At 50.0% G+C, this 18772-nt stretch carries 13 protein-coding genes and 1 pseudogene; 8 read left to right on the top strand and 6 right to left on the bottom strand.

Translation table 11 applies throughout. From position 1 onward, the window contains the following. Window positions 1–73: 73 nt before the first annotated feature. Entirely contained in the window at window positions 74–1603 is a 1530-nt protein-coding gene (locus O3660_RS02420; RefSeq protein ID WP_049350586.1) for a helicase HerA-like domain-containing protein, read from the bottom strand. A 241-nt stretch (window positions 1604–1844) separates the two neighbouring features. On the opposite strand from O3660_RS02420, the gene O3660_RS02415 reads away from it, so the two are divergent. The 4 genes and pseudogenes from O3660_RS02415 to O3660_RS02400 all read left to right on the top strand — a co-directional run bounded on the left by O3660_RS02415 (window position 1845) and on the right by O3660_RS02400 (window position 5123). Next, window positions 1845–3074 carry a multidrug effflux MFS transporter gene (locus O3660_RS02415; protein WP_049350585.1) on the top strand — a complete coding sequence of 410 codons (1230 nt, stop codon included), beginning with the start codon at window positions 1845–1847 and terminating at the stop codon, window positions 3072–3074. A gap of 60 nt (window positions 3075–3134) precedes the next feature. After that, the gene (gene murI / locus O3660_RS02410) at window positions 3135–3944 is read left to right on the top strand and encodes a glutamate racemase (RefSeq protein ID WP_049331752.1); all 810 of its coding nucleotides are present in this window, start codon (window positions 3135–3137) and stop codon (window positions 3942–3944) included. A gap of 11 nt (window positions 3945–3955) precedes the next feature. Beyond that, window positions 3956–4147 (top strand): annotated as a pseudogene (locus O3660_RS02405) (UvrB/UvrC motif-containing protein); the annotation flags it as partial. Beyond that, window positions 4134–5123, top strand: a complete 990-nt coding sequence (locus O3660_RS02400) for a hypothetical protein (protein WP_371464498.1) — start codon at window positions 4134–4136, stop codon at window positions 5121–5123. The pseudogene O3660_RS02405 and the gene O3660_RS02400, both read left to right, overlap by 14 nt. 68 nt (window positions 5124–5191) lie before the next feature. Here O3660_RS02400 and O3660_RS02395 read toward each other — a convergent pair whose 3' ends face one another. The 4 genes from O3660_RS02395 to O3660_RS02380 form a co-directional block, all read right to left on the bottom strand. After that, on the bottom strand, window positions 5192–5380 hold the full coding sequence (locus O3660_RS02395) for a hypothetical protein (protein WP_152333307.1): 189 nt from the start codon (window positions 5378–5380) through the stop codon (window positions 5192–5194). A 105-nt stretch (window positions 5381–5485) separates the two neighbouring features. Next, a complete protein-coding gene (pgmB, locus tag O3660_RS02390; protein WP_049350582.1) occupies window positions 5486–6151 on the bottom strand; it encodes a beta-phosphoglucomutase in 666 nt (221 codons plus the stop codon). 12 nt (window positions 6152–6163) lie between these two features. After that, on the bottom strand, window positions 6164–8422 hold the full coding sequence (locus tag O3660_RS02385; protein WP_049350581.1) for a glycoside hydrolase family 65 protein: 2259 nt from the start codon (window positions 8420–8422) through the stop codon (window positions 6164–6166). Window positions 8423–8496: 74 nt separating this feature from the next. Further along, window positions 8497–9849 (bottom strand): SLC45 family MFS transporter, encoded by a 1353-nt coding sequence (locus O3660_RS02380; protein ID WP_049350580.1) that lies wholly within the window; start codon window positions 9847–9849, stop codon window positions 8497–8499. A 339-nt stretch (window positions 9850–10188) separates the two neighbouring features. Here O3660_RS02380 and ettA point away from each other — a divergent pair, with 339 nt between their 5' ends. Beyond that, entirely contained in the window at window positions 10189–11865 is a 1677-nt protein-coding gene (gene ettA / locus O3660_RS02375; protein ID WP_003747462.1) for an energy-dependent translational throttle protein EttA, read from the top strand. A gap of 65 nt (window positions 11866–11930) precedes the next feature. Here ettA and O3660_RS02370 read toward each other — a convergent pair whose 3' ends face one another. Further along, window positions 11931–12566 carry a TetR family transcriptional regulator gene (locus O3660_RS02370; RefSeq protein ID WP_371464497.1) on the bottom strand — a complete coding sequence of 212 codons (636 nt, stop codon included), beginning with the start codon at window positions 12564–12566 and terminating at the stop codon, window positions 11931–11933. Window positions 12567–12792: 226 nt separating this feature from the next. On the opposite strand from O3660_RS02370, the gene O3660_RS02365 reads away from it, so the two are divergent. Genes O3660_RS02365 through O3660_RS02355 form a run of 3 tightly spaced genes read left to right on the top strand, consistent with a single transcriptional unit; the run spans window position 12793 to window position 18747 of the window. Continuing rightward, window positions 12793–14061 (top strand): efflux RND transporter periplasmic adaptor subunit, encoded by a 1269-nt coding sequence (locus O3660_RS02365; RefSeq protein ID WP_371464496.1) that lies wholly within the window; start codon window positions 12793–12795, stop codon window positions 14059–14061. 11 nt (window positions 14062–14072) lie between these two features. Then, on the top strand, window positions 14073–17285 hold the full coding sequence (locus O3660_RS02360; protein ID WP_371464495.1) for an efflux RND transporter permease subunit: 3213 nt from the start codon (window positions 14073–14075) through the stop codon (window positions 17283–17285). A 55-nt stretch (window positions 17286–17340) separates the two neighbouring features. Next, window positions 17341–18747: an efflux transporter outer membrane subunit gene (locus tag O3660_RS02355; RefSeq protein ID WP_371464493.1), complete on the top strand. Its 1407-nt coding sequence runs from the start codon at window positions 17341–17343 to the stop codon at window positions 18745–18747. Window positions 18748–18772: the final 25 nt, after the last annotated feature.

Here is an 18772-nt window from a genome sequence, read left to right as displayed (position 1 = left end):
CTGAAAGCAAGGTGTCGGATACAAGTATCCGACTTGCGGCTATTGCAATAAAGGCAGTATGTTTGCAGGCTGATTATTTGAACATATTTTTAATAATGCCCATTACGCTGCGGGAAATGGCGTTGGTTACTTGGCGGTTGATTTGGCTGCCGATGGCGTCGGCAACGTTGTAGCCCAAACCTTGGCCGGATTTTTTACGTCCGCCGCTCAAGCCGCCGATCAGTCCGCCGAGGATGCCGGGATCGGCATTGGCAGCTTCTTTTTCTGCGGCTTTTTGCGCTTTTTCCTGTTCTTTGGCGGCATTTGCGGCTTCTTTTTCAGCGGCAGCCTGGCTGTCTGCTTCGGCCAATGCTTCAAAAGCGGAGTAGTTGTCCACCATGTCTTTATAGGTTGGATACAAATCGTCGTTTTGGAACAAACGGTTGCGCTCTTCTGCGGCAAGCGGGGTCAGGGAGGATTGCGGCGGCAGGATGAGGGCGCGTTCTACCGGCTCGGGCATACCTTTTTCATCAAGGAAGGAAACGAGGGCTTCGCCGACGCCGAGTTCGGCAATCGCTTCGGCAACTTTGATGTTTGGGTTGCTGCGGAAGGTTTCGGCAGCGGCTTTGACTGCTTTTTGGTCGCGCGGTGTGAAGGCGCGCAGGGCGTGTTGTACACGATTACCCAGTTGGCCGAGAATGGTATCGGGCAAGTCGAGCGGGTTTTGGGTGACGAAATATACGCCTACGCCTTTGGAACGGATCAGGCGCACGACTTGTTCGATTTGTTCGACCAGCGCATTGGCGGCATTGTCGAACATCAAATGCGCTTCGTCGAAGAACATCACGAATTTAGGTTTGTCCAAATCGCCGACTTCGGGCAGGGCTTCAAACAATTCTGCCAGCATCCACAGCAAAAACGCGCTGTACATACGCGGCGAGCGCATCAGTTTTTCGGAGTTAAGGATGTTGATGATGCCTTTGCCGTTGTCGGTTTGCATCCAGTCTTGCAGGTTGAGGGAAGGTTCGCCGAAGAATTTTTCTGCGCCTTCGTTTTCCAAAGTCAGCAGTTGGCGTTGAATCGCGCCGATACTGGCGGCAGAAACGTTGCCGTATTGTGTGCGGTATTCCGAAGCGTGGTCGGAAACGTGTTTCAACATGCTGCGCAGGTCTTTCAAATCCAGAATGTGCCAGCCTCTGTCATCGGCAACTTTGAACACGAGGTTGAGCAGGCCTTCTTGCGTGTCGTTCAGATTCATTAGGCGGGCCAAAAGCATAGGGCCCATTTCTGAAACGGTGACGCGTACGGGAATACCGGTTTCACCGTAAACATCCCAAAAGCGCACGGGGAAATTTTGCAGCCATTGTTCGCCCAAACCAAACTCGGCAATGCGCTCGCCCACTTTTCCGCTGTTGGCACCGGCTTGCGCGATGCCCGACAAATCGCCTTTGACATCGACCAAGAATACAGGGACGCCTTCGCTGCTGAAGGCTTCCGCCATGCGGCGCAGGGTAACGGTTTTCCCCGTACCGGTCGCACCGGCGATCAAGCCGTGGCGGTTGGCCATTTTACCTTGGATTTCGAGCGTTTTCCCGTCGGCACGCGCAATTTGAAATGTAGTCATGATTATTCCTTAGGATCCGTGATGTGAAACAATTTGTTGTCTTAAAAAACAAGCATTTTAACGTTTGCGGCGAGGGGGTTCAACCAAGCAAAGTTTCAGACGGCCTTAAGTTTTGCAAAGGTTTTTTTGCAGTGATTGGACAAGGTTGAAATCTGCTATAATTCCATCCAATCCGCAACCGTCTGACAAGGCGGTTGTTTTCTTTGTTTTTTGAATATTTTTTACGAAAGCGAAAGTCGGAATGACTGCACAACAAGCCCCTTTGGGCGAAAAAACCATGGCCGTGCTGATGGCGATGTTGGTCGCGCTGATGCCGTTTTCTGTCGATGCCTATCTGCCTGCGATTCCCGAAATGGCGAAGTCGCTGGGTTCGGACATCCACCGTATTGAGCAAAGCCTGAGCTTTTTTATGTTTGGCGTGGCGTTTGGTCAGGTAGTCGGCGGTTCGATTTCGGATATTAAAGGCCGCAAACCTGTCGCCTTGGTGGGCTTGAGCATTTACTTTGCCGCCGTTGTCGGTTTGACGATGGTGAATAATGTCGAGCAGCTGTTGAACTTGCGTGCTTTGCAGGCGTTTGGTGCGGGGATGACCGTGGTGATTTCCGGCGCGATGGTGCGCGATTATTATTCCGGACGCAAAGCCGCGCAGATGTTTGCCTTAATCGGCATCATTCTGATGATTGTGCCGCTGATGGCGCCGATGATTGGTGCCGGCTTGCAGAATTTGGGCGGTTGGCGCATGATTTTCGGCTTTCTGGCCTGCTATTCGCTGCTGCTTTGGGGGTTGATGTGGTATTTCCTGCCCAAGCCGCACCAAAAAGGCAAAATCAGCATGGACGTGTTCGGCGTGGTGGCAGACAGGTTTAAACGCGTTTTGAAAACGCGAGCTGCGATGGGCTATTTGTTTTTCCAAGCTTTCAGTTTTGGTTCGATGTTTGCCTTTTTGACCGAATCATCGTTTGTGTACCAACATCTGTATCATGTTTCACCAAACCAATACGCTTGGATATTTGCGCTCAATATCATTACCATGATGTCGTTTAACCGCGTTACCGCATGGCGTTTGAAAACCGGTACGCATCCGCAAAACATCCTCAAATGGGGCATTATCGTCCAATTCGCCGCCAATCTGTTGATGACGGTTTTGGTGTTGTCACTGTCTCTGCCGCCTTTGTGGGCTTTAGTGCCATGTGTGATGTTTTCAGTCGGTACGCAAGGTTTGGTCGGTGCGAACACTCAGGCCTGCTTTATGAGCTATTTCAGCGCAGAGGGTGGCAGCGCAAATGCCGTTTTAGGCGTGTTCCAATCTCTCATCGGCGCATCGGTCGGCATGGCAACGACTTGGCTGCATAATGGTTCCGCCTTGGTAATGGCCGGTATGATGTTGAGCTCGACCGTATGCGGTATCGTACTGTTGTGGATTTGCTCGCATCAGGCTTGGGTAGAAAACGATAAAAAAGAATATGTTTAACCTTCAGGCCGTCTGAAAACGGTTTCAGACGGCCTCAACTCTATATTGAAGAAATTAACCATGAGTACCAGCAAACAACGCCCCATCGGCGTATTCGATTCCGGCGTCGGCGGCTTGACCAACGTCCGCGCCCTGATGGAACGCCTGCCAATGGAAAACATCATCTATTTCGGCGATACCGCACGCGTTCCCTACGGCACCAAATCCCGTGCCACCATTGAAACCTTCGCCATGCAGATTGTCGATTTCCTGCTGGAAAACGATGTCAAAGCACTCGTCATCGCGTGCAATACCATCGCCGCGGTTGCCGGACAAAAAATCCGCCAAAAAGCAGGCAATATGCCCGTATTGGACGTCATCTCCGCCGGTGCGGAAGCCGCTTTGCAAACCACCAAAAACAACCGAATCGGCATTATCGCAACCAACACTACCGTCAACAGCAATGCCTACGCACGCGCCATCCATTCAAAAAACAACGACACGCTGGTGCGCACACAAGCCGCGCCCCTGCTTGTGCCATTGGTTGAAGAGGGCTGGCTCGATCACGAAGTCACCCGCCTGACCGTACGCGAATACCTGAAGCCGCTCTTGGCCGACGACATCGATACGCTGGTGTTGGGTTGTACCCACTTCCCACTGCTCAAACCGCTTATCGGCCGTGAAGCACAAAACGTCACCTTGGTCGATTCCGCCATCACCACCGCCGAAGCCACCGCCAAAGCCTTAGCGCAAGCAGGTTTGCTGAATACAGAAAACGACAATCCGGATTACCGCTTCTACGTCAGCGATATCCCACTGCGCTTCCGCACCATCGGCGAACGCTTCTTGGGTAGAAGTATGGAACAGATTGAGATGGTAACGTTGGGTTGACTGGAAATATTAAAGGCCGTCTGAAAGGTAAGAACAAGGTTAAAGTCGGCGAAATTCACAATGAAGAAGACGCGATTAAAGAAATCGCTAAACTGGAAAAAGCCATGCAGCAGGCTGCTAGAGATTTACAGTTTGAAGAAGCGGCTGTGTTGCGGGATAAGATTCGGAGGATTAAGGAGAATCTACTTTTTGGAGCTGAATAAAATGAATAAGAAATTACTACAAAATGCTATTAATTCCATTGAAATTGGTATTGAAGATTATGAACTAAGCCAACAAGATGAACGTAGGATTATTTCTTGTGTAAGAAATGTTTTTGCGGGAATTTTGCTGTTATTTAAGTATAAGTTAGTTGAACTAAGTCCAGATAATTCGGATGAAGTGTTAATTAAACAACAGATTTTATGGGTCGTGGAAAATGGCAATATTGTTGCAAAGGGTAATGGTAAGAAAACAGTTGATGTTCAATCTATTAAAGATAGATTTAAATCATTAAATATCTCTGTAGATTGGAGTAATTTAGATAAAATAAACAATTATCGCAATAAAATTGAACATTATTATGATGAATTATCTATTAGTTCCGTACAAGAAATGATTGCAGTATCTTTTCCTATTATTAATAATTTCATTAGAAATAATTTAGATTATGATCCTGAAGAGTTATTCAGTAAAGATACATGGGAAAGGCTATTATCAATTAAAAGTGTCTATGATAATGAAAAAAACTCATGTCTTGATAATTTGAGAAGGCTAGATTTCTATCATAAAGAAATTTATGAAACAATTTCAGATCATAAATGCTCTAAATGTGGTTATGGTTTAATTACAGTAGATGATGAAGATGATGGCAAAAGCTATGATGCTAGCTGTCAAATTTATAGGTGCAAATCATGTAATAAAACATGGGATTATGAAGATTTAGTTAGAGAGTGTTTATATGAAAAGTATAAAGATGAATGGTGGGAATGTCGGAGATATGGTGGAGAAGAGCCTGTTGTAACATGTCCTTTTTGTGAAGGACAATATGATTATATTGAAAATATTTGTTATTCATGCGGTAATAAGGCAGATGGAATCTGCCAAAATTGTGGTAGTAATATTCCCGCTTCAGAACTAATGTTTTATCCACTTTGTGGATACTGTGATTATGTTTTTGAAAAATTGCGTGAGGAATAAAACAAGCAAGCTATAGCCTGAGACCTTTGCAAAACTCCCTAAAATCCCCTAAATGTCTTAGTAGGAATTTAGGGGATTTTAGGGAGTTTTGCAAAGATCTCAGGCCGTCTGAAAACCTGATTTAGCAAGCCGTAGCCTGCATCTCCACCAACCGCGTGCGTGGCTGTGCCACACACCTTACCTGCGGCGGCACAAACTTTAAAACCGAGGTGTAGGGTGTGTGCGGTACGCACGCACGCGTTGTCTGTCGTTCTCACCACTGTTTCAAACTTTCAGAAGACCTCAAACGTCGTCTGGAAACTTTTAGAATAAAGGCCGTCTGAAATCCAGTTTTCAGACGGCCTTTTTACTTCCCTAATATTTTATCTGCCCGACTGTTCCCACACGTTTCGCAGGTAGGCGTAGGTCAGCTCGGCGGTGCCGGACACCAGCGCGATGTCGCTGCCCAAGTCTTCGGCTTTGCCCACGCCGATGGGCAAGGCGCCGGCGGCTTTGATGGCGGCGACGCCGGCGGCGGCGTCTTCGATGCCGATGCATTGGCGGATGTCCGCGCCTACGCCCTCGGCTGCTGCGAGGAAGATGTCGGGGGCGGGTTTGGAATGCGCGACGGCGGCAGGGTCGGCGACGGCGTCGAAGAAGTGGGTCAGCCCCATGCGTTCCAGCAGGAACGGGCCGTTTTTACTGGCAGACGCGAGGGCGATTTTTTTGCCGTTTGCTTTCAATGCTTCCAGCAGCGGCAAAATGCCGGGGTACACGTCTTCGGGTTTGACTGCCTGAATCATCTCCAAGTAGTTGTCGTTTTTGCGGCGGGTCAGTTCGGCGAACTCGGCTTCGCTGACGGTTTTGCCGCCGTGCGCGAGGATGCGTTTGAGCGAATCGTCGCGCGACACGCCTTTGAGCTGCTCGTTAAACTTGCGGTCGATGCTGATGCCCAGTTCTTCGGCAAGCTTTTTCCATGCGCGGTAGTGGTATTCGGCGGTATCGGTGATGACGCCGTCGAGGTCAAATAGGACTGCGGTGAAAGTCATTTTGTGCCCTCCTTATTTTTCCAATGCGACGGCGTGGCTGCCGTTGAGCGTGATGTCTTTGCCGTACACCTGCAAATCGAGCGGTTCGCCTTTGAGCAGGGTGAAGACGACGTTTTCTTTACCGACGGCGACTTTAATCAGACGGCCTCGGTAGTTGATGTGGAAGGCGTAGCCTGTCCACTCACTCGGCAGGAACGGTGCGAAGCTGAGTTTGCCGCCCCAGGTTTTCATTTGGGCGAAACCTTGGACGATGGCGAGCCACGAGCCGGTCATGGAGGTGATGTGCAGACCGTCTTCGGTGTCGTTGTTGTAGTTGTCCAAGTCCAGGCGGGCGGTGCGCTGGTACATTTCCACGGCTTTTTCTTCTTTGCCCAGTTCGGCGGCAAGGATGGCGTGAATACAAGGCGACAGCGAGCTTTCGTGCACGGTCATCGGTTCGTAGAAGTCGAAGTTGCGGCGTTTTTCGTCGATATTGAAACGGTCGCCGAAGAAGTAGATGCCTTGCAATACGTCCGCCTGTTTGATGAAGGGCGAACGCAGGATTTTGTCCCACGACCATTTTTGGTTGAGCGGCAAATCGTCGGGCGAAAGCGCGGACACGGGGCGGATGTCTTTGTCGAGGAAGCCGTCGTGCTGCACGAATACGCCGAGTTCTTTGTCATGCGGACGGTACATATTCGCGCTGATGTCCGCCCATTTTTCCAACTCGGCGGCGCTCACGTTCAAATCCGGACGCGGATATTTCGCCAAGGCTTCGCGAGTGTAGTCCAATACCCATGCAGCGAGGGTGTTGGTGTACCAGTTGTTGTTGATGTTGTTTTCGTATTCGTTCGGGCCGGTCACGCCGTGAATCATGTATTTGCCGTTGCGTTTGGAGAAGTGGACGCGGTCCGCCCAGAAGCGGGACACTTCGACCAAGACTTCCAAGCCTTCTTTGGCAAGATAGCTTTCGTCGCCGGTGTAGTTGGTGTAGTTGTAGATGGCGTAAGGAATCGCGCCGTTGCGGTGGATTTCCTCGAAGGTGATTTCCCATTCGTTGTGGCATTCGATGCCCGTAAACGTCACCATCGGATAGAGTGCGCCCGCCAAGCCCTGTTCGCGCGCGTTGTGCTGCGCCTGCGGCAGTTGGTTGCGGCGGTATTGCAGCAGGTTGCGGGTAACTTCGGGTTCTGCCAGTGCAAGGTAAAGCGGCACGGCGTAGGCTTCGGTGTCCCAATAGGTTGCGCCGCCGTATTTTTCGCCGGTAAAGCCTTTGGGGCCGATGTTCAGGCGCGCGTCTTCGCCGTAGTAGGTGGAGAACAGTTGGAACAGGTTGAAGCGGATGCCCTGCTGCGCTTCATCGCTGCCTTCGATGACCACGTCGGCGATTTCCCAACGGTGCAGCCAGCCTGCTTTGTGCGCGTTCAGCAAGGTTTCAAACGCAACGCCTGCGATTTTTTCCGACAAGGCGCGACCTGCGGCTTTCACTGCTTCCAAGCCTTGATAATCGCGGCTGGTGGTAACAATCACGCGTTTTTCAAAGGTTTCGGGCGTGCTGCCGACTTCGGCTTCAAAAGAATTAGAAACTTGCCAGTCGGTTTGGCTGCCGCCGAGGGCTTTGAAGCTGCCGGCGAAGGTTTGCTCAGCGTTGACGATGAATTGTTCCACGCCGAAGGGATTGGCGACGGTTTGGGTGGCAATGTAGGAGCGGTCGTCTGAAACGCCTTTGTCCAATACCTGCCAGAATTTTTCTTCGTAGTTGGAGTCTTCGTTTTTCACATCGGCGTCGATGATGGAATCGATGCGGACTTGGTGGGTTTTGCCGTCAACGGATACGGCTTCCCAGCGGATGAGAGCCAGCTCTTTTTGCGCGACGGACAGGAATTTGCACACATCGAAACGCACACCGAATACGGTGAACGAGCGGCGCAACACGCCGTGCTGCATATCGAGTTCGACGGAGAAGTCGGCAACGTCGTTTTTCGCCAAGTCCACTTCCTGCCCGTCGACAAAGATTTTGACTTTGCTGAAATTGAGCGCGTTGATGGCTTTGCCGAAATATTTTGGATAGCCGTTTTTCCACCAGCCGACACGGGTTTTGTCGGGGAACCACACGCCGGCGATGTAGGTGCCCAAGTGGCTGTCGGCGGAGTAGGTTTCTTCAAAGTTGCCGCGCATGCCCATATAGCCGTTGCCCAAACTGGTCAGGCTCTCTTGCAGCCGTTTGTGTTCTTTTTCCAGTTTTGCCGAACGCAGCGTCCAAGGGCTGATTTCCATGATTCTTGTATACATTTATGAAGCTCCTGTTATTAAAATTGTAAGTTCGGCAAAGGTTTCAGACGGCCTTTGCCGATGGTATTGATGGATTATTCGCCGTGGGTCTCTTTAATCAGACATACTGAGAAGGCTCCCAGTAGCAAGACTGCGCCTGCAACCAAGAACATGGTTGCCTGATGGCTGCCCAGCATAGGGAAGAGGATAAAGCTCAGCAGGGAGGCGACGATTTGAGGCATACAGATAGAGCCGTTAAACAGACCCAAATAAGTACCCATGTGTTTGCCGGAGAGGGCATTGGTTACAATCGTCAAAGGATAGGTAATGATGCCTGCCCACGCGATGCCGATTAAGGTATAAGACAACACCAACGCGTATTGATTGCTGATGAAGAAAACGGAGAAGAAACCGAGTGCACCCAAAGCCAAGCAACCGAAATAACCGGCTTTATGGTATTTATTCGGTACTTTTGCCAGAATAAACGAGCAGATAACGGCAGCAATGGATTGTACCGCCGCCAAAACGCCGTACCAGTTGCCTGCTTCTTGGTAGCCTACGGAGGAGGCATCAGTTGTCTGCCAAACGTTTTCTGCAATCGCGCCTGCTGAGTAAGTCCACATATATTGGAAGGCGAACCAGCAGAAGAATTGCACCAAAGTCACCGTCCAAAACGCTTTAGGTGCGGTTTTTAAGAGTTCGAACCAGTTGGCTTTTTCCTGATTCGCAGCCACGTCGATGCCGTGGTAGCGGGCGTAGGTTTCCGGATCATACTCTTTGACTTTGAAGATGGTGAACGCACTGGTAATAATCAGCAACGCTGCGCCCACATAGAATGCTACGACCACGGTCTGCGGCACGACGCCTTTTTCGGCCGTGTTCGCCAAACCGATATACGCAAACACAAACGGCAGAATCGCCGCCACAACCGCGCCCGTATTCGCTAAGAAACTTTGAATCCCGTAGGCGTAGCTTTTCTGCTCCTCGTTGACCATGTCGCCGACCATCATTTTAAACGGCTGCATTGCCATATTGGAGGATACGTCCAACAGCGCAATCATCAGCGCGCCAAACGACAAAGCCGCCAAAGAAGCGTAGCCAAAACCGAAGCTGCCCGAGTTCGGCATCAGAATCATGACGATAACCGCAATCAGCGTACCGTAAAGCAGATAGGGCAGACGGCGGCCACCCAGGCGCGGCATCCAAGTGCGGTCTGAGTAATGGCCGACAATCGGCTGCACCAGCATCCCCGCCAACGGCGGCAGAATGAAAAACCAGCCCAAATTATGCGGGTCAGCGCCTAAAGTTTGAAAAATTCGGCTCATTTGTGAGCTTTGCAGGGTAAAGGCCGTCTGAACGCCGAGATAGCCGAAGCTCAGCATCCAAATCGTACTTTTTGCCAGTGACGGCAAACCTTGTTTTGCTGTTTTTTGCGTATTTTCCGACATGAGGTAAATCCTTTTTTTAAAAAGTATTTTTATTGAGAAATCTGAAAGGTTCCTTGGTGTGGTGTTCTCTGTCGTTATTGTTTGTGTGCGTACTTTCAAGGATATAGGTGCATTTTATGAAGCGCGCCGGATATTGGCAATGCCAGTTCAAGGATAAACTGGCTTAAATCAAATTTTTTGCGGTTTGGCATTGATACCGTCGGGCAATGAGGGTATCGGTTCGGCGCGGTGTATATTTTGATCTTATTTCTATTTTCAGACGGCATTTGAACAAGCAAGTATTTGGGCAATAGGTTAAAATGGGCCGTCTGAAATTTGTTTGATGAAAACGAGAAAACTATGTCCCAACAATACGTCTATTCTATGCTGCGCGTGAGCAAAGTTGTGCCGCCGCAAAAAACCATTATTAAAGACATTTCCCTTTCATTTTTCCCCGGCGCGAAAATCGGCCTGCTCGGTTTGAACGGCGCGGGCAAGTCCACTGTGCTGCGGATTATGGCTGGTGTGGATAAGGAATTTGAGGGCGAAGCCGTGCCGATGGGTGGCATCAAAATCGGCTATCTGCCGCAAGAGCCGGAGCTTGATCCTGAAAAAACCGTGCGTGAGGAAGTGGAAAGCGGTTTGGGCGAAGTGGCTGCCGCGCAGAAACGTTTGGAAGAAGTGTATGCCGAGTATGCCAATCCCGACGCAGATTTTGACGCGCTGGCGGAAGAACAGGGACGCTTGGAAGCGATTATTGCGGCAGGTTCGTCCACGGGTGGCGGTGCGGAGCACGAATTGGAAATTGCTGCCGACGCGTTGCGCCTGCCTGATTGGGATGCCAAAATCGGCAATTTGTCCGGCGGTGAAAAACGCCGTGTGGCTTTGTGCAAACTCTTGTTGAGCAAGCCCGATATGCTTTTGTTGGATGAGCCGACCAACCACTTGGACGCAGAATCTGTCGAATGGTTGGAGCAATTCTTGGTCCGCTTCCCCGGTACAGTCGTTGCTGTAACACACGACCGCTACTTCTTGGACAACGCCGCCGAATGGATTTTGGAACTCGACCGCGGACACGGTATTCCGTGGAAAGGCAATTACTCGTCTTGGCTGGAGCAGAAAGAAAAACGCTTGGAAAACGAGGCGAAGTCTGAAGCTGCACGCGTGAAGGCGATGAAGCAGGAATTGGAATGGGTGCGCCAAAACGCCAAAGGCCGCCAAGCCAAGTCTAAAGCACGTTTGGCTCGTTTTGAAGAAATGAGCAACTACGAATACCAAAAACGCAACGAAACTCAGGAAATCTTTATCCCTGTTGCCGAGCGTTTGGGTAACGAAGTGATTGAATTTGTGAACGTTTCCAAATCGTTCGGCGACAAAGTGCTGATTGACGATTTGAGCTTCAAAGTACCTGCGGGCGCGATTGTCGGCATCATCGGCCCGAACGGCGCGGGTAAATCTACGTTGTTTAAAATGATTTCGGGCAAAGAGCAGCCTGATTCCGGCGAAGTGAAAATCGGCCAAACCGTGAAGATGAGCCTGATTGACCAAAGCCGCGAAGGTTTGCAAAACGATAAAACCGTGTTCGACAACATCGCCGAAGGCCGCGATATTTTGCAGGTTGGTCAATTTGAAATTCCTGCCCGCCAATATTTGGGACGCTTTAACTTCAAAGGCAGCGACCAAAGCAAAATCGCAGGTCAATTGTCGGGCGGCGAACGCGGCCGTCTGCACTTGGCAAAAACCTTGTTGAGCGGCGGCAATGTATTGCTGTTGGACGAACCGTCCAACGACCTCGACGTGGAAACCCTGCGCGCGTTGGAGGACGCATTGCTGGAATTTGCCGGCAGCGTGATGGTGATTTCTCACGACCGTTGGTTCCTCGACCGTATCGCTACGCATATTTTGGCTTGTGAAGGTGACTCTAAATGGGTGTTCTTCGACGGCAACTATCAGGAATATGAAGCCGACAAGAAACGCCGTTTGGGCGAAGAGGGCGCAAAACCGAAACGTATCCGTTACAAACCGGTAACACGTTAATTAGGTTTGAACCAAAAGGCCGTCTGAAACTTTTAATGTTTCAGACGGCCTTTTATTTTTGATGTTTATGATTGTTTTCTTAATTGCGGATGGTTTTCCAATGTATCAATGATGATTTCAATCATGCGTGGGGCAGTTTGCGCCAAATCGAAGCCTTGACCTGAAGAAAGCCAGCGCCAAATCAAGCCGTCTAATGAAGACTTGATGAATATGACTGCCATATCGATATCCAAATTATCCGCCAACGCTTTTTGTTGTACCGCATCAGTCAGGACAGCAACGATTTTTTCACGCCATAGTGATTGGTGTTTTTTAGCGATGGCAATAACCGCCTCGTTTTGCTCGGTGTGTTCGCATTTTAAAAACAAAATGCTGTGGAATTTATAGTGAAGCTCATTGTGTTGCAGGCGCTCGAAGAAACGGGTCAGAGTTAGTCGGAAGCTTGACCAAGCCTGTTCGTTATTGTTGTTCGAGTCTTCTTTTATGCAGCTTTCGATGTCGTCGCAAATCCGTTGGAACAAGGCGTCAAACAAATCTTCTTTGTTTTTGAAATGCCAATACAGCGCGCCGCGCGTTACGCCTGCGGCTTGGGCAATTTCGTTAAGCGAGGTGCGGGCAATGCCTTTCTGATAAAACGTATCCGATGCGGCAAGCATGAGATATTCTTTGGTTTTTAAGGCTTCGGTTTTGGTTCTTCTCATAGTTGTTTTGTAGGAAATGTAAATTTATGGTTTGGATTATAAAAAATTACTTCTGAACATGCAAGAATGTATGTATAATTTAATTCAATACTTGATAGTGTTTCTCAACACTATATAATCAGCCTGTTTTTCATAAAAGCAGGCAATTTCTGTTTGCGAAATATGAGATTAAAGTAATCAATTTTTAATTAGTCAAACCCTTATTTATCATAGAGATAGGAAAATTATGGCTCTTTATGCTTCTAAAATGATGCGTGTCGCGGCAATTGCAGCAGCTACTGCGTTGGCACTTTCCGCTTGCGGCAAAGGCGATGAAAAAGCAGCCGGCCAACAGGCGCAAGGCAGTCAGCAACAGCAAAAACAACCTGCGCCTGAAGTGCGCGTGGTCACTGTGCATCCAGAAACCGTTGCATTGACAACTGAGTTGCCGGGCCGTCTGGAATCATTGCGTACTGCCGAAGTTCGCGCCCAAGTTGGCGGTATTTTGCAAAAACGCTTGTTCCAAGAGGGCAGCTATGTGCAAGCCGGTCAGCCTTTGTACCAAATCGACAGCTCGACTTATGAAGCAAACTTAGAAAGCGCACACGCCCAGTTGGCGAGTGCGCAAGCTACTTTGGCCAAAGCGAATGCCGACCTGGCCCGCTACAAACCGCTGGTTGCTGCCGATGCCATCAGCCAACAAGAATATGATGCGGCCGTAACGGCCAAGCGTTCAGCAGAGGCAGGCGTCAAATCCGCTCAAGCAGCCATCAAATCTGCCGGTATCAGTCTGAACCGTTCCCGCATTACTGCGCCGATTTCCGGCTTTATCGGTCAATCTAAAGTTTCTGAAGGTACGCTGCTGAATTCCGGCGATACCACCGTTTTAGCCACCATCCAACAAACCAATCCGATGTATGTCAACGTTACCCAATCTGCGAGTGAGGTCATGAAACTGCGTCAACAGGTTGCCGAAGGCAAATTGTTGGCGGCAAACGGCGCGATTGCAGTGGATATCAAATTTGACGACGGTACGGTTTACCCTGAAAAAGGCCGTCTGCTGTTTGCAGATCCGACTGTTAACGAAACGACCGGTCAAATTACCTTGCGCGCCGCCATTCCTAATGACAGAAATATCTTGATGCCGGGCTTGTATGTGCGCGTGTTGATGGAACAAGTTGCAGTGGATAATGCATTTGTAGTGCCGCAACAAGCAGTTACCCGCGGTTCGCAAGATACGGTGATGGTGGTGAATGACAAGAGCGAAATGGAAGCGCGTGTCGTGACCATTGCCCAACAGCAAGGTAGCAATTGGGTGATTACAGACGGCCTGAAAGACGGCGACAAAGTGATTGTTGAAGGCATCAGCATTGCCGCTATGTCGGGTGCTAAACAGGTAACGCCGAAAGAATGGACGCCGCCTGCAAGTGCTGCGGCAGCAGCACCGGCAGTTTCAGATGGCCAGGCTGCATCCGAGGCCAAGCCTGAAGCTAAAGCTGCATCTGAAGCTAAATAAGGAACGCGTGAATGTCTAAGTTTTTTATTGACCGCCCCATTTTTGCATGGGTTATTGCGATTTTTATCATCGCAGCGGGTATTTTCGGCATTCAAAAACTGCCGATTTCCCAATATCCGTCCGTTGCTGCACCGACCATTACTTTGCGCGCTACTTATCCGGGCGCTTCTGCTCAGGTAATGGAAGACAGCGTACTGGCCGTTATCGAACGTAATATGTACGGTGTGGAAGGTTTGGACTATATGACGACTTCTGCCAATTCCAGCGGCAGCGGCAGCGTCAGTCTGACGTTTACACCGGAAACCAATGAAGATTTGGCGCAGGTAGACGTGCAGAACAAATTGTCGGAAGTGTTGTCCACATTGCCCTCTACCGTACAGCAATATGGTGTAACCGTATCTAAAGCGCGTTCCAACTTCTTGCAAGTGGTCATGCTTTCTTCTGAAAAGCAATCCATTGAGGAAATGAACGATTACGCCCAGCGCAATATCATTCCTGAACTGCAGCGTATCGACGGGGTAGGGCAGGTACAATTGTTTGGTGCGCAACGCGCCATGCGTATTTGGGTTGACCCGAAAAAACTGCAAAACTACAACCTGTCTTTTGCAACGGTAACCAATGCGCTTGCGACACAAAATATTCAAATTTCAGCGGGCTCTATCGGTTCTTTGCCGGCGGCTGCAGGTCAGACTATTTCAGCAACTGTGACGGCGCAAGGTCAGCTGAGCACTGCTGAAGAGTTTGGCAACATCATTTTGGTATCCAATATCGATGGTTCTAATGTCTATCTGAAAGACGTTGCCAAAGTCAGCTTGGGTATGCAGGATTATTCTTCTTCCACCCGTTTGAACGGCGTCAACACTACCGGTATGGCAGTGATGCTGTCTAACAGCGGTAACGCTTTGGCAACGGCGACTGCCGTGAAAGAAAAAATGGCGGTTTTGCAGAAGTATTTTCCAGACGGCATGAGCTGGAAAGTTCCCTACGATACTTCCAAATTTGTGGAAATTTCGATTGAGAAAGTAATCCATACACTTTTGGAAGCCATCGTATTGGTATTCTTGGTGATGTATCTCTTCCTGCAAAACATCCGCTATACGCTGATTCCGACTATTGTTGTGCCGATTTCCCTGTTGGGCGGTTTTGCCTTTATCTCATACATGGGTATGTCGATTAACGTATTGACCATGTTTGCGATGGTATTAGTAATCGGTATTGTGGTCGATGACGCGATTGTGGTCGTTGAAAACGTTGAGCGTATTATGGCGAGCGAAGGTCTGTCGCCTAAGGCTGCAACCAAAAAAGCGATGGGTCAGATTTCCGGCGCGGTTATCGGTATCACTGCCGTTTTGATGTCCGTATTTGTGCCGCTGGCAATGTTTAGCGGTGCAACCGGTAACATTTACAAACAGTTTGCCTTGACCATGGCGGCATCGATCGGCTTCTCCGCATTCCTTGCCTTGACGCTGACTCCGGCATTGTGTGCCACCATGCTCAAACCGATTCAGAAGGGTCATCACGAAGAGAAAAAAGGTTTCTTCGGTTGGTTTAACAAGAAATTCGACAGCTGGACACACGGCTACGAAGGCTGGGTTGCCAAAGTCTTGCGCAAGACTTTACGCATGATGCTTGTTTATATTGGCTTGACTGTTGTGGGCGTATTCTTGTTTATGCGTCTGCCGACTTCCTTCTTGCCGACTGAAGACCAAGGTAACTTGATGTTGAGCGTACAGCTGCCTGCCGGTGCGACCAAAGAACGTACCGATGCAACTTTGGCTCAAATCACTCAACTGGCGAAATCTGTACCTGAGATCGAGAACATTATTACCGTTTCCGGCTTTAGTTTTAGCGGTTCAGGTCAAAACATGGCTTTGGGCTTTGTCATTCTGAAAGACTGGAGCGAACGTACTGCTCCGGGCAGCGATGCGACTTCTATTTCCGGTAAGTTGACCGGCATGATGATGGGGACGCTGAAAGACGGTTTCGGTTTGGCGATTGTGCCTCCTGCCATTATGGAATTGGGTACAGGCTCCGGCTTGACGATTTACCTGCAAGACCGTAACAACAGCGGCCATGCTGCATTGTTGGCCAAGCGTAATGAGTTGATTGACAAAATGCGCAAAAGCGGTTTGTTTAACCCAAGTACCGTCCGTGCGAGCGGTTTAGAAGATGCGCCGCAGTTGAAAATCGACATCAACCGTTCCGCAGCAGCCGCACAAGGTATTTCGTTCTCTGATATCCGTACTGCTTTGGCTTCTTCTTTGGGTTCCTCTTATGTAAACGACTTCCCGAATCAAGGCCGTCTGCAACGCGTAATGGTACAAGCTGATGCGAGTGCCCGTATGCAGCCTGCCGATATTCTGAACCTGACTGTACCGAACAAATCCGGCGTTGCCGTACCGCTTTCTACCATTGCTACTGTTTCTTGGGAAAACGGTATGGAACAAAGCGTCCGCTTCAATGGTTATCCGGCAATGGAGCTTTCCGGCTCGCCTGTTAATGGCGTATCTTCCGGTCAAGCCATGGCTGCGGTACAGCAAATGGTTGATGAAATGGGCGGCGGTTACAGTCTGGAATGGGGCGGTCAGTCTCGTGAAGAGGCTAAAGGCGGCTCTCAAACTGTCGTGTTGTACGCATTGGCTGCTGCCGCTGTATTCTTAGTATTGGCTGCTTTATACGAAAGCTGGTCTATCCCGTTGGCGGTTATCCTTGTGATTCCGTTGGGCTTGATTGGCGCGGCATTGGGCGTGACCGGCCGTAACATGTTTGAGGCACTGCTGGGCAGTATCCCGGCATACGCCAACGATATCTACTTCCAAGTCGGTTTCGTTACGGTGATGGGCTTGAGTGCGAAAAATGCGATTTTGATTATCGAATTTGCCAAAGACCTGCAAGCGCAAGGCAAGAGTGCGCTTGAAGCTGCGCTTGCAGCCGCACACCTGCGTTTCCGTCCGATTATCATGACTTCGTTCGCCTTCATCTTGGGCGTGGTACCGCTCTATGTTGCCAGCGGTGCCAGCTCCGCCAGCCAACGTGCGATTGGTACGACCGTGTTCTGGGGTATGTTGATCGGTACGATTCTGTCTGTGTTCCTTGTGCCTTTGTTCTATGTGGTTGTTCGCAAATTCTTTAAAGAAACCGCACACGAGCATGAGATGGCCGCCAAACACGCCGCTGAAGCCGGCATGATTGAAGACGGTAAACACGATTCAGACAAGCACTAAAGCAAAGGCCGTCTGAAAATTTTCAGACGGCCTCAAAATGCTAAAGGATTCTAAAATGAAGAAGATTACATTCAAACCTGTACTGACCGCCATTGCCGCCGCCGTGGCTTTGTCGGCCTGTACCATGATACCGAAATATGAGCAGCCCCAAGTTGCCGTAGCCGATACGTTTAAATACGACACTGTTGACGACGGTATCCGCGCCGCTGAATTGGGTTGGCAAGACTACTTTGCCGATCCGCGCCTGCACCGCTTGATCGACATTGCGTTGGAACGCAATACCGATTTGCGCACCGCCGCGCTGAATGCCGAAATCTACCGCAAGCAGCACATGATTGCGCGCAACAACCTGCTGCCGACCGTTAACGCTAGCGGTACAGGTTCGCGTCAAGGCAGCTTGAGCGGCGGCAACGTCAGCAGCCAATACAGCGTTGGTTTGGGCATAACCTCTTATGAACTCGACCTCTTCGGCCGAGTCCGCAGCACCAACGAAGCCGCTTTGCAAGGTTATTTTAATGTAGCCGCCAACCGCGATGCCGCACATCTGGCCTTGATTTCTACCGTGGCCAAAGCCTACTTTAACGAACGCTACGCTGAAGAAACCATGGCATTGGCACAACGTGTGTTGCAAACCCGTGAGGCGACTTACAAGCTCTCACAATTGCGCCATAAAGCCGGTGTGATTTCCGCCGTTGATTTACGCCAACAGGAAGCGTTGATTGAATCGGCCAAAGCCGATTACGCATCCGCAGTGAAAAACCGCGAGCAAGCGCGCAATTCATTGGCTATGTTGATTAACCAACCTTTGCCCGAAGACTTGCCTGCCGGTTTGCCTTTGAGTAAACAGTTCAAAATCACCAAACTGCCTGCCGGTTTGAGTTCGGACGTATTGCTCAACCGCCCGGATATCCGCGCGGCCGAATACTCGCTCAAACAAGCCAATGCCAATATCGGCGCGGCACGTGCGGCCTTCTTCCCGCGCATCAGCCTGACCGGTTCGGTCGGTACGGCTTCCGGCGAGTTGAGCGGCCTGTTTAAGAGCGGTACAGGTGTTTGGGCGTTTGCACCGTCCATCACGCTGCCTATCTTTGACTGGGGTACAAACAAAGCCAATCTTGACGTAGCCAAACTGCGCCAACAAGCACAAATCGTTGCTTATGAAGCCGCCGTTCAATCCGCATTTAAAGACGTTTCCAATGCGTTGGTTGCACGCGAACAGCTGGATAAAAGCTATGACGCTTTGAGCAAACAAAGCCGCGCCTACAACGACAGCCTGCGCCTCATCAGCCTGCGCTACAAACATGGCGTATCCAGCGCATTGGATTTGCTGGATGCCGAGCGCAGCAGTTACAGCGCAGAAACTGCTCTTTTGGCCAATCAGCTGACCCGTTTGGAAAACCTTGCCGACTTGTATAAAGCACTTGGCGGCGGTTTGAAACGCGAAACCAAAGCTGCTGAATAAGTATTTGCCTGCTAAGATTAAAAGG

The organism is Neisseria sp. 27098_8_139 (genome assembly GCF_041433195.1).
GTDB lineage: Bacteria > Pseudomonadota > Gammaproteobacteria > Burkholderiales > Neisseriaceae > Neisseria > Neisseria subflava.
This window is presented reverse-complemented; position numbering and strand designations above follow the sequence as displayed.

Coding starts and splice junctions, on each gene's coding strand:
- O3660_RS02370 (WP_371464497.1), bottom strand. CDS start 12,566: ATGAGAAGAACCAAAACCGAAGCCTTAAAAACCAAAGAATATCTCATG.
- O3660_RS02420 (WP_049350586.1), bottom strand. CDS start 1,603: ATGACTACATTTCAAATTGCGCGTGCCGACGGGAAAACGCTCGAAATC.
- O3660_RS02360 (WP_371464495.1), top strand. CDS start 14,073: ATGTCTAAGTTTTTTATTGACCGCCCCATTTTTGCATGGGTTATTGCG.
- ettA (WP_003747462.1), top strand. CDS start 10,189: ATGTCCCAACAATACGTCTATTCTATGCTGCGCGTGAGCAAAGTTGTG.
- O3660_RS02355 (WP_371464493.1), top strand. CDS start 17,341: ATGAAGAAGATTACATTCAAACCTGTACTGACCGCCATTGCCGCCGCC.
- O3660_RS02415 (WP_049350585.1), top strand. CDS start 1,845: ATGACTGCACAACAAGCCCCTTTGGGCGAAAAAACCATGGCCGTGCTG.
- pgmB (WP_049350582.1), bottom strand. CDS start 6,151: ATGACTTTCACCGCAGTCCTATTTGACCTCGACGGCGTCATCACCGAT.
- O3660_RS02365 (WP_371464496.1), top strand. CDS start 12,793: ATGGCTCTTTATGCTTCTAAAATGATGCGTGTCGCGGCAATTGCAGCA.
- murI (WP_049331752.1), top strand. CDS start 3,135: ATGAGTACCAGCAAACAACGCCCCATCGGCGTATTCGATTCCGGCGTC.
- O3660_RS02385 (WP_049350581.1), bottom strand. CDS start 8,422: ATGTATACAAGAATCATGGAAATCAGCCCTTGGACGCTGCGTTCGGCA.
- O3660_RS02380 (WP_049350580.1), bottom strand. CDS start 9,849: ATGTCGGAAAATACGCAAAAAACAGCAAAACAAGGTTTGCCGTCACTG.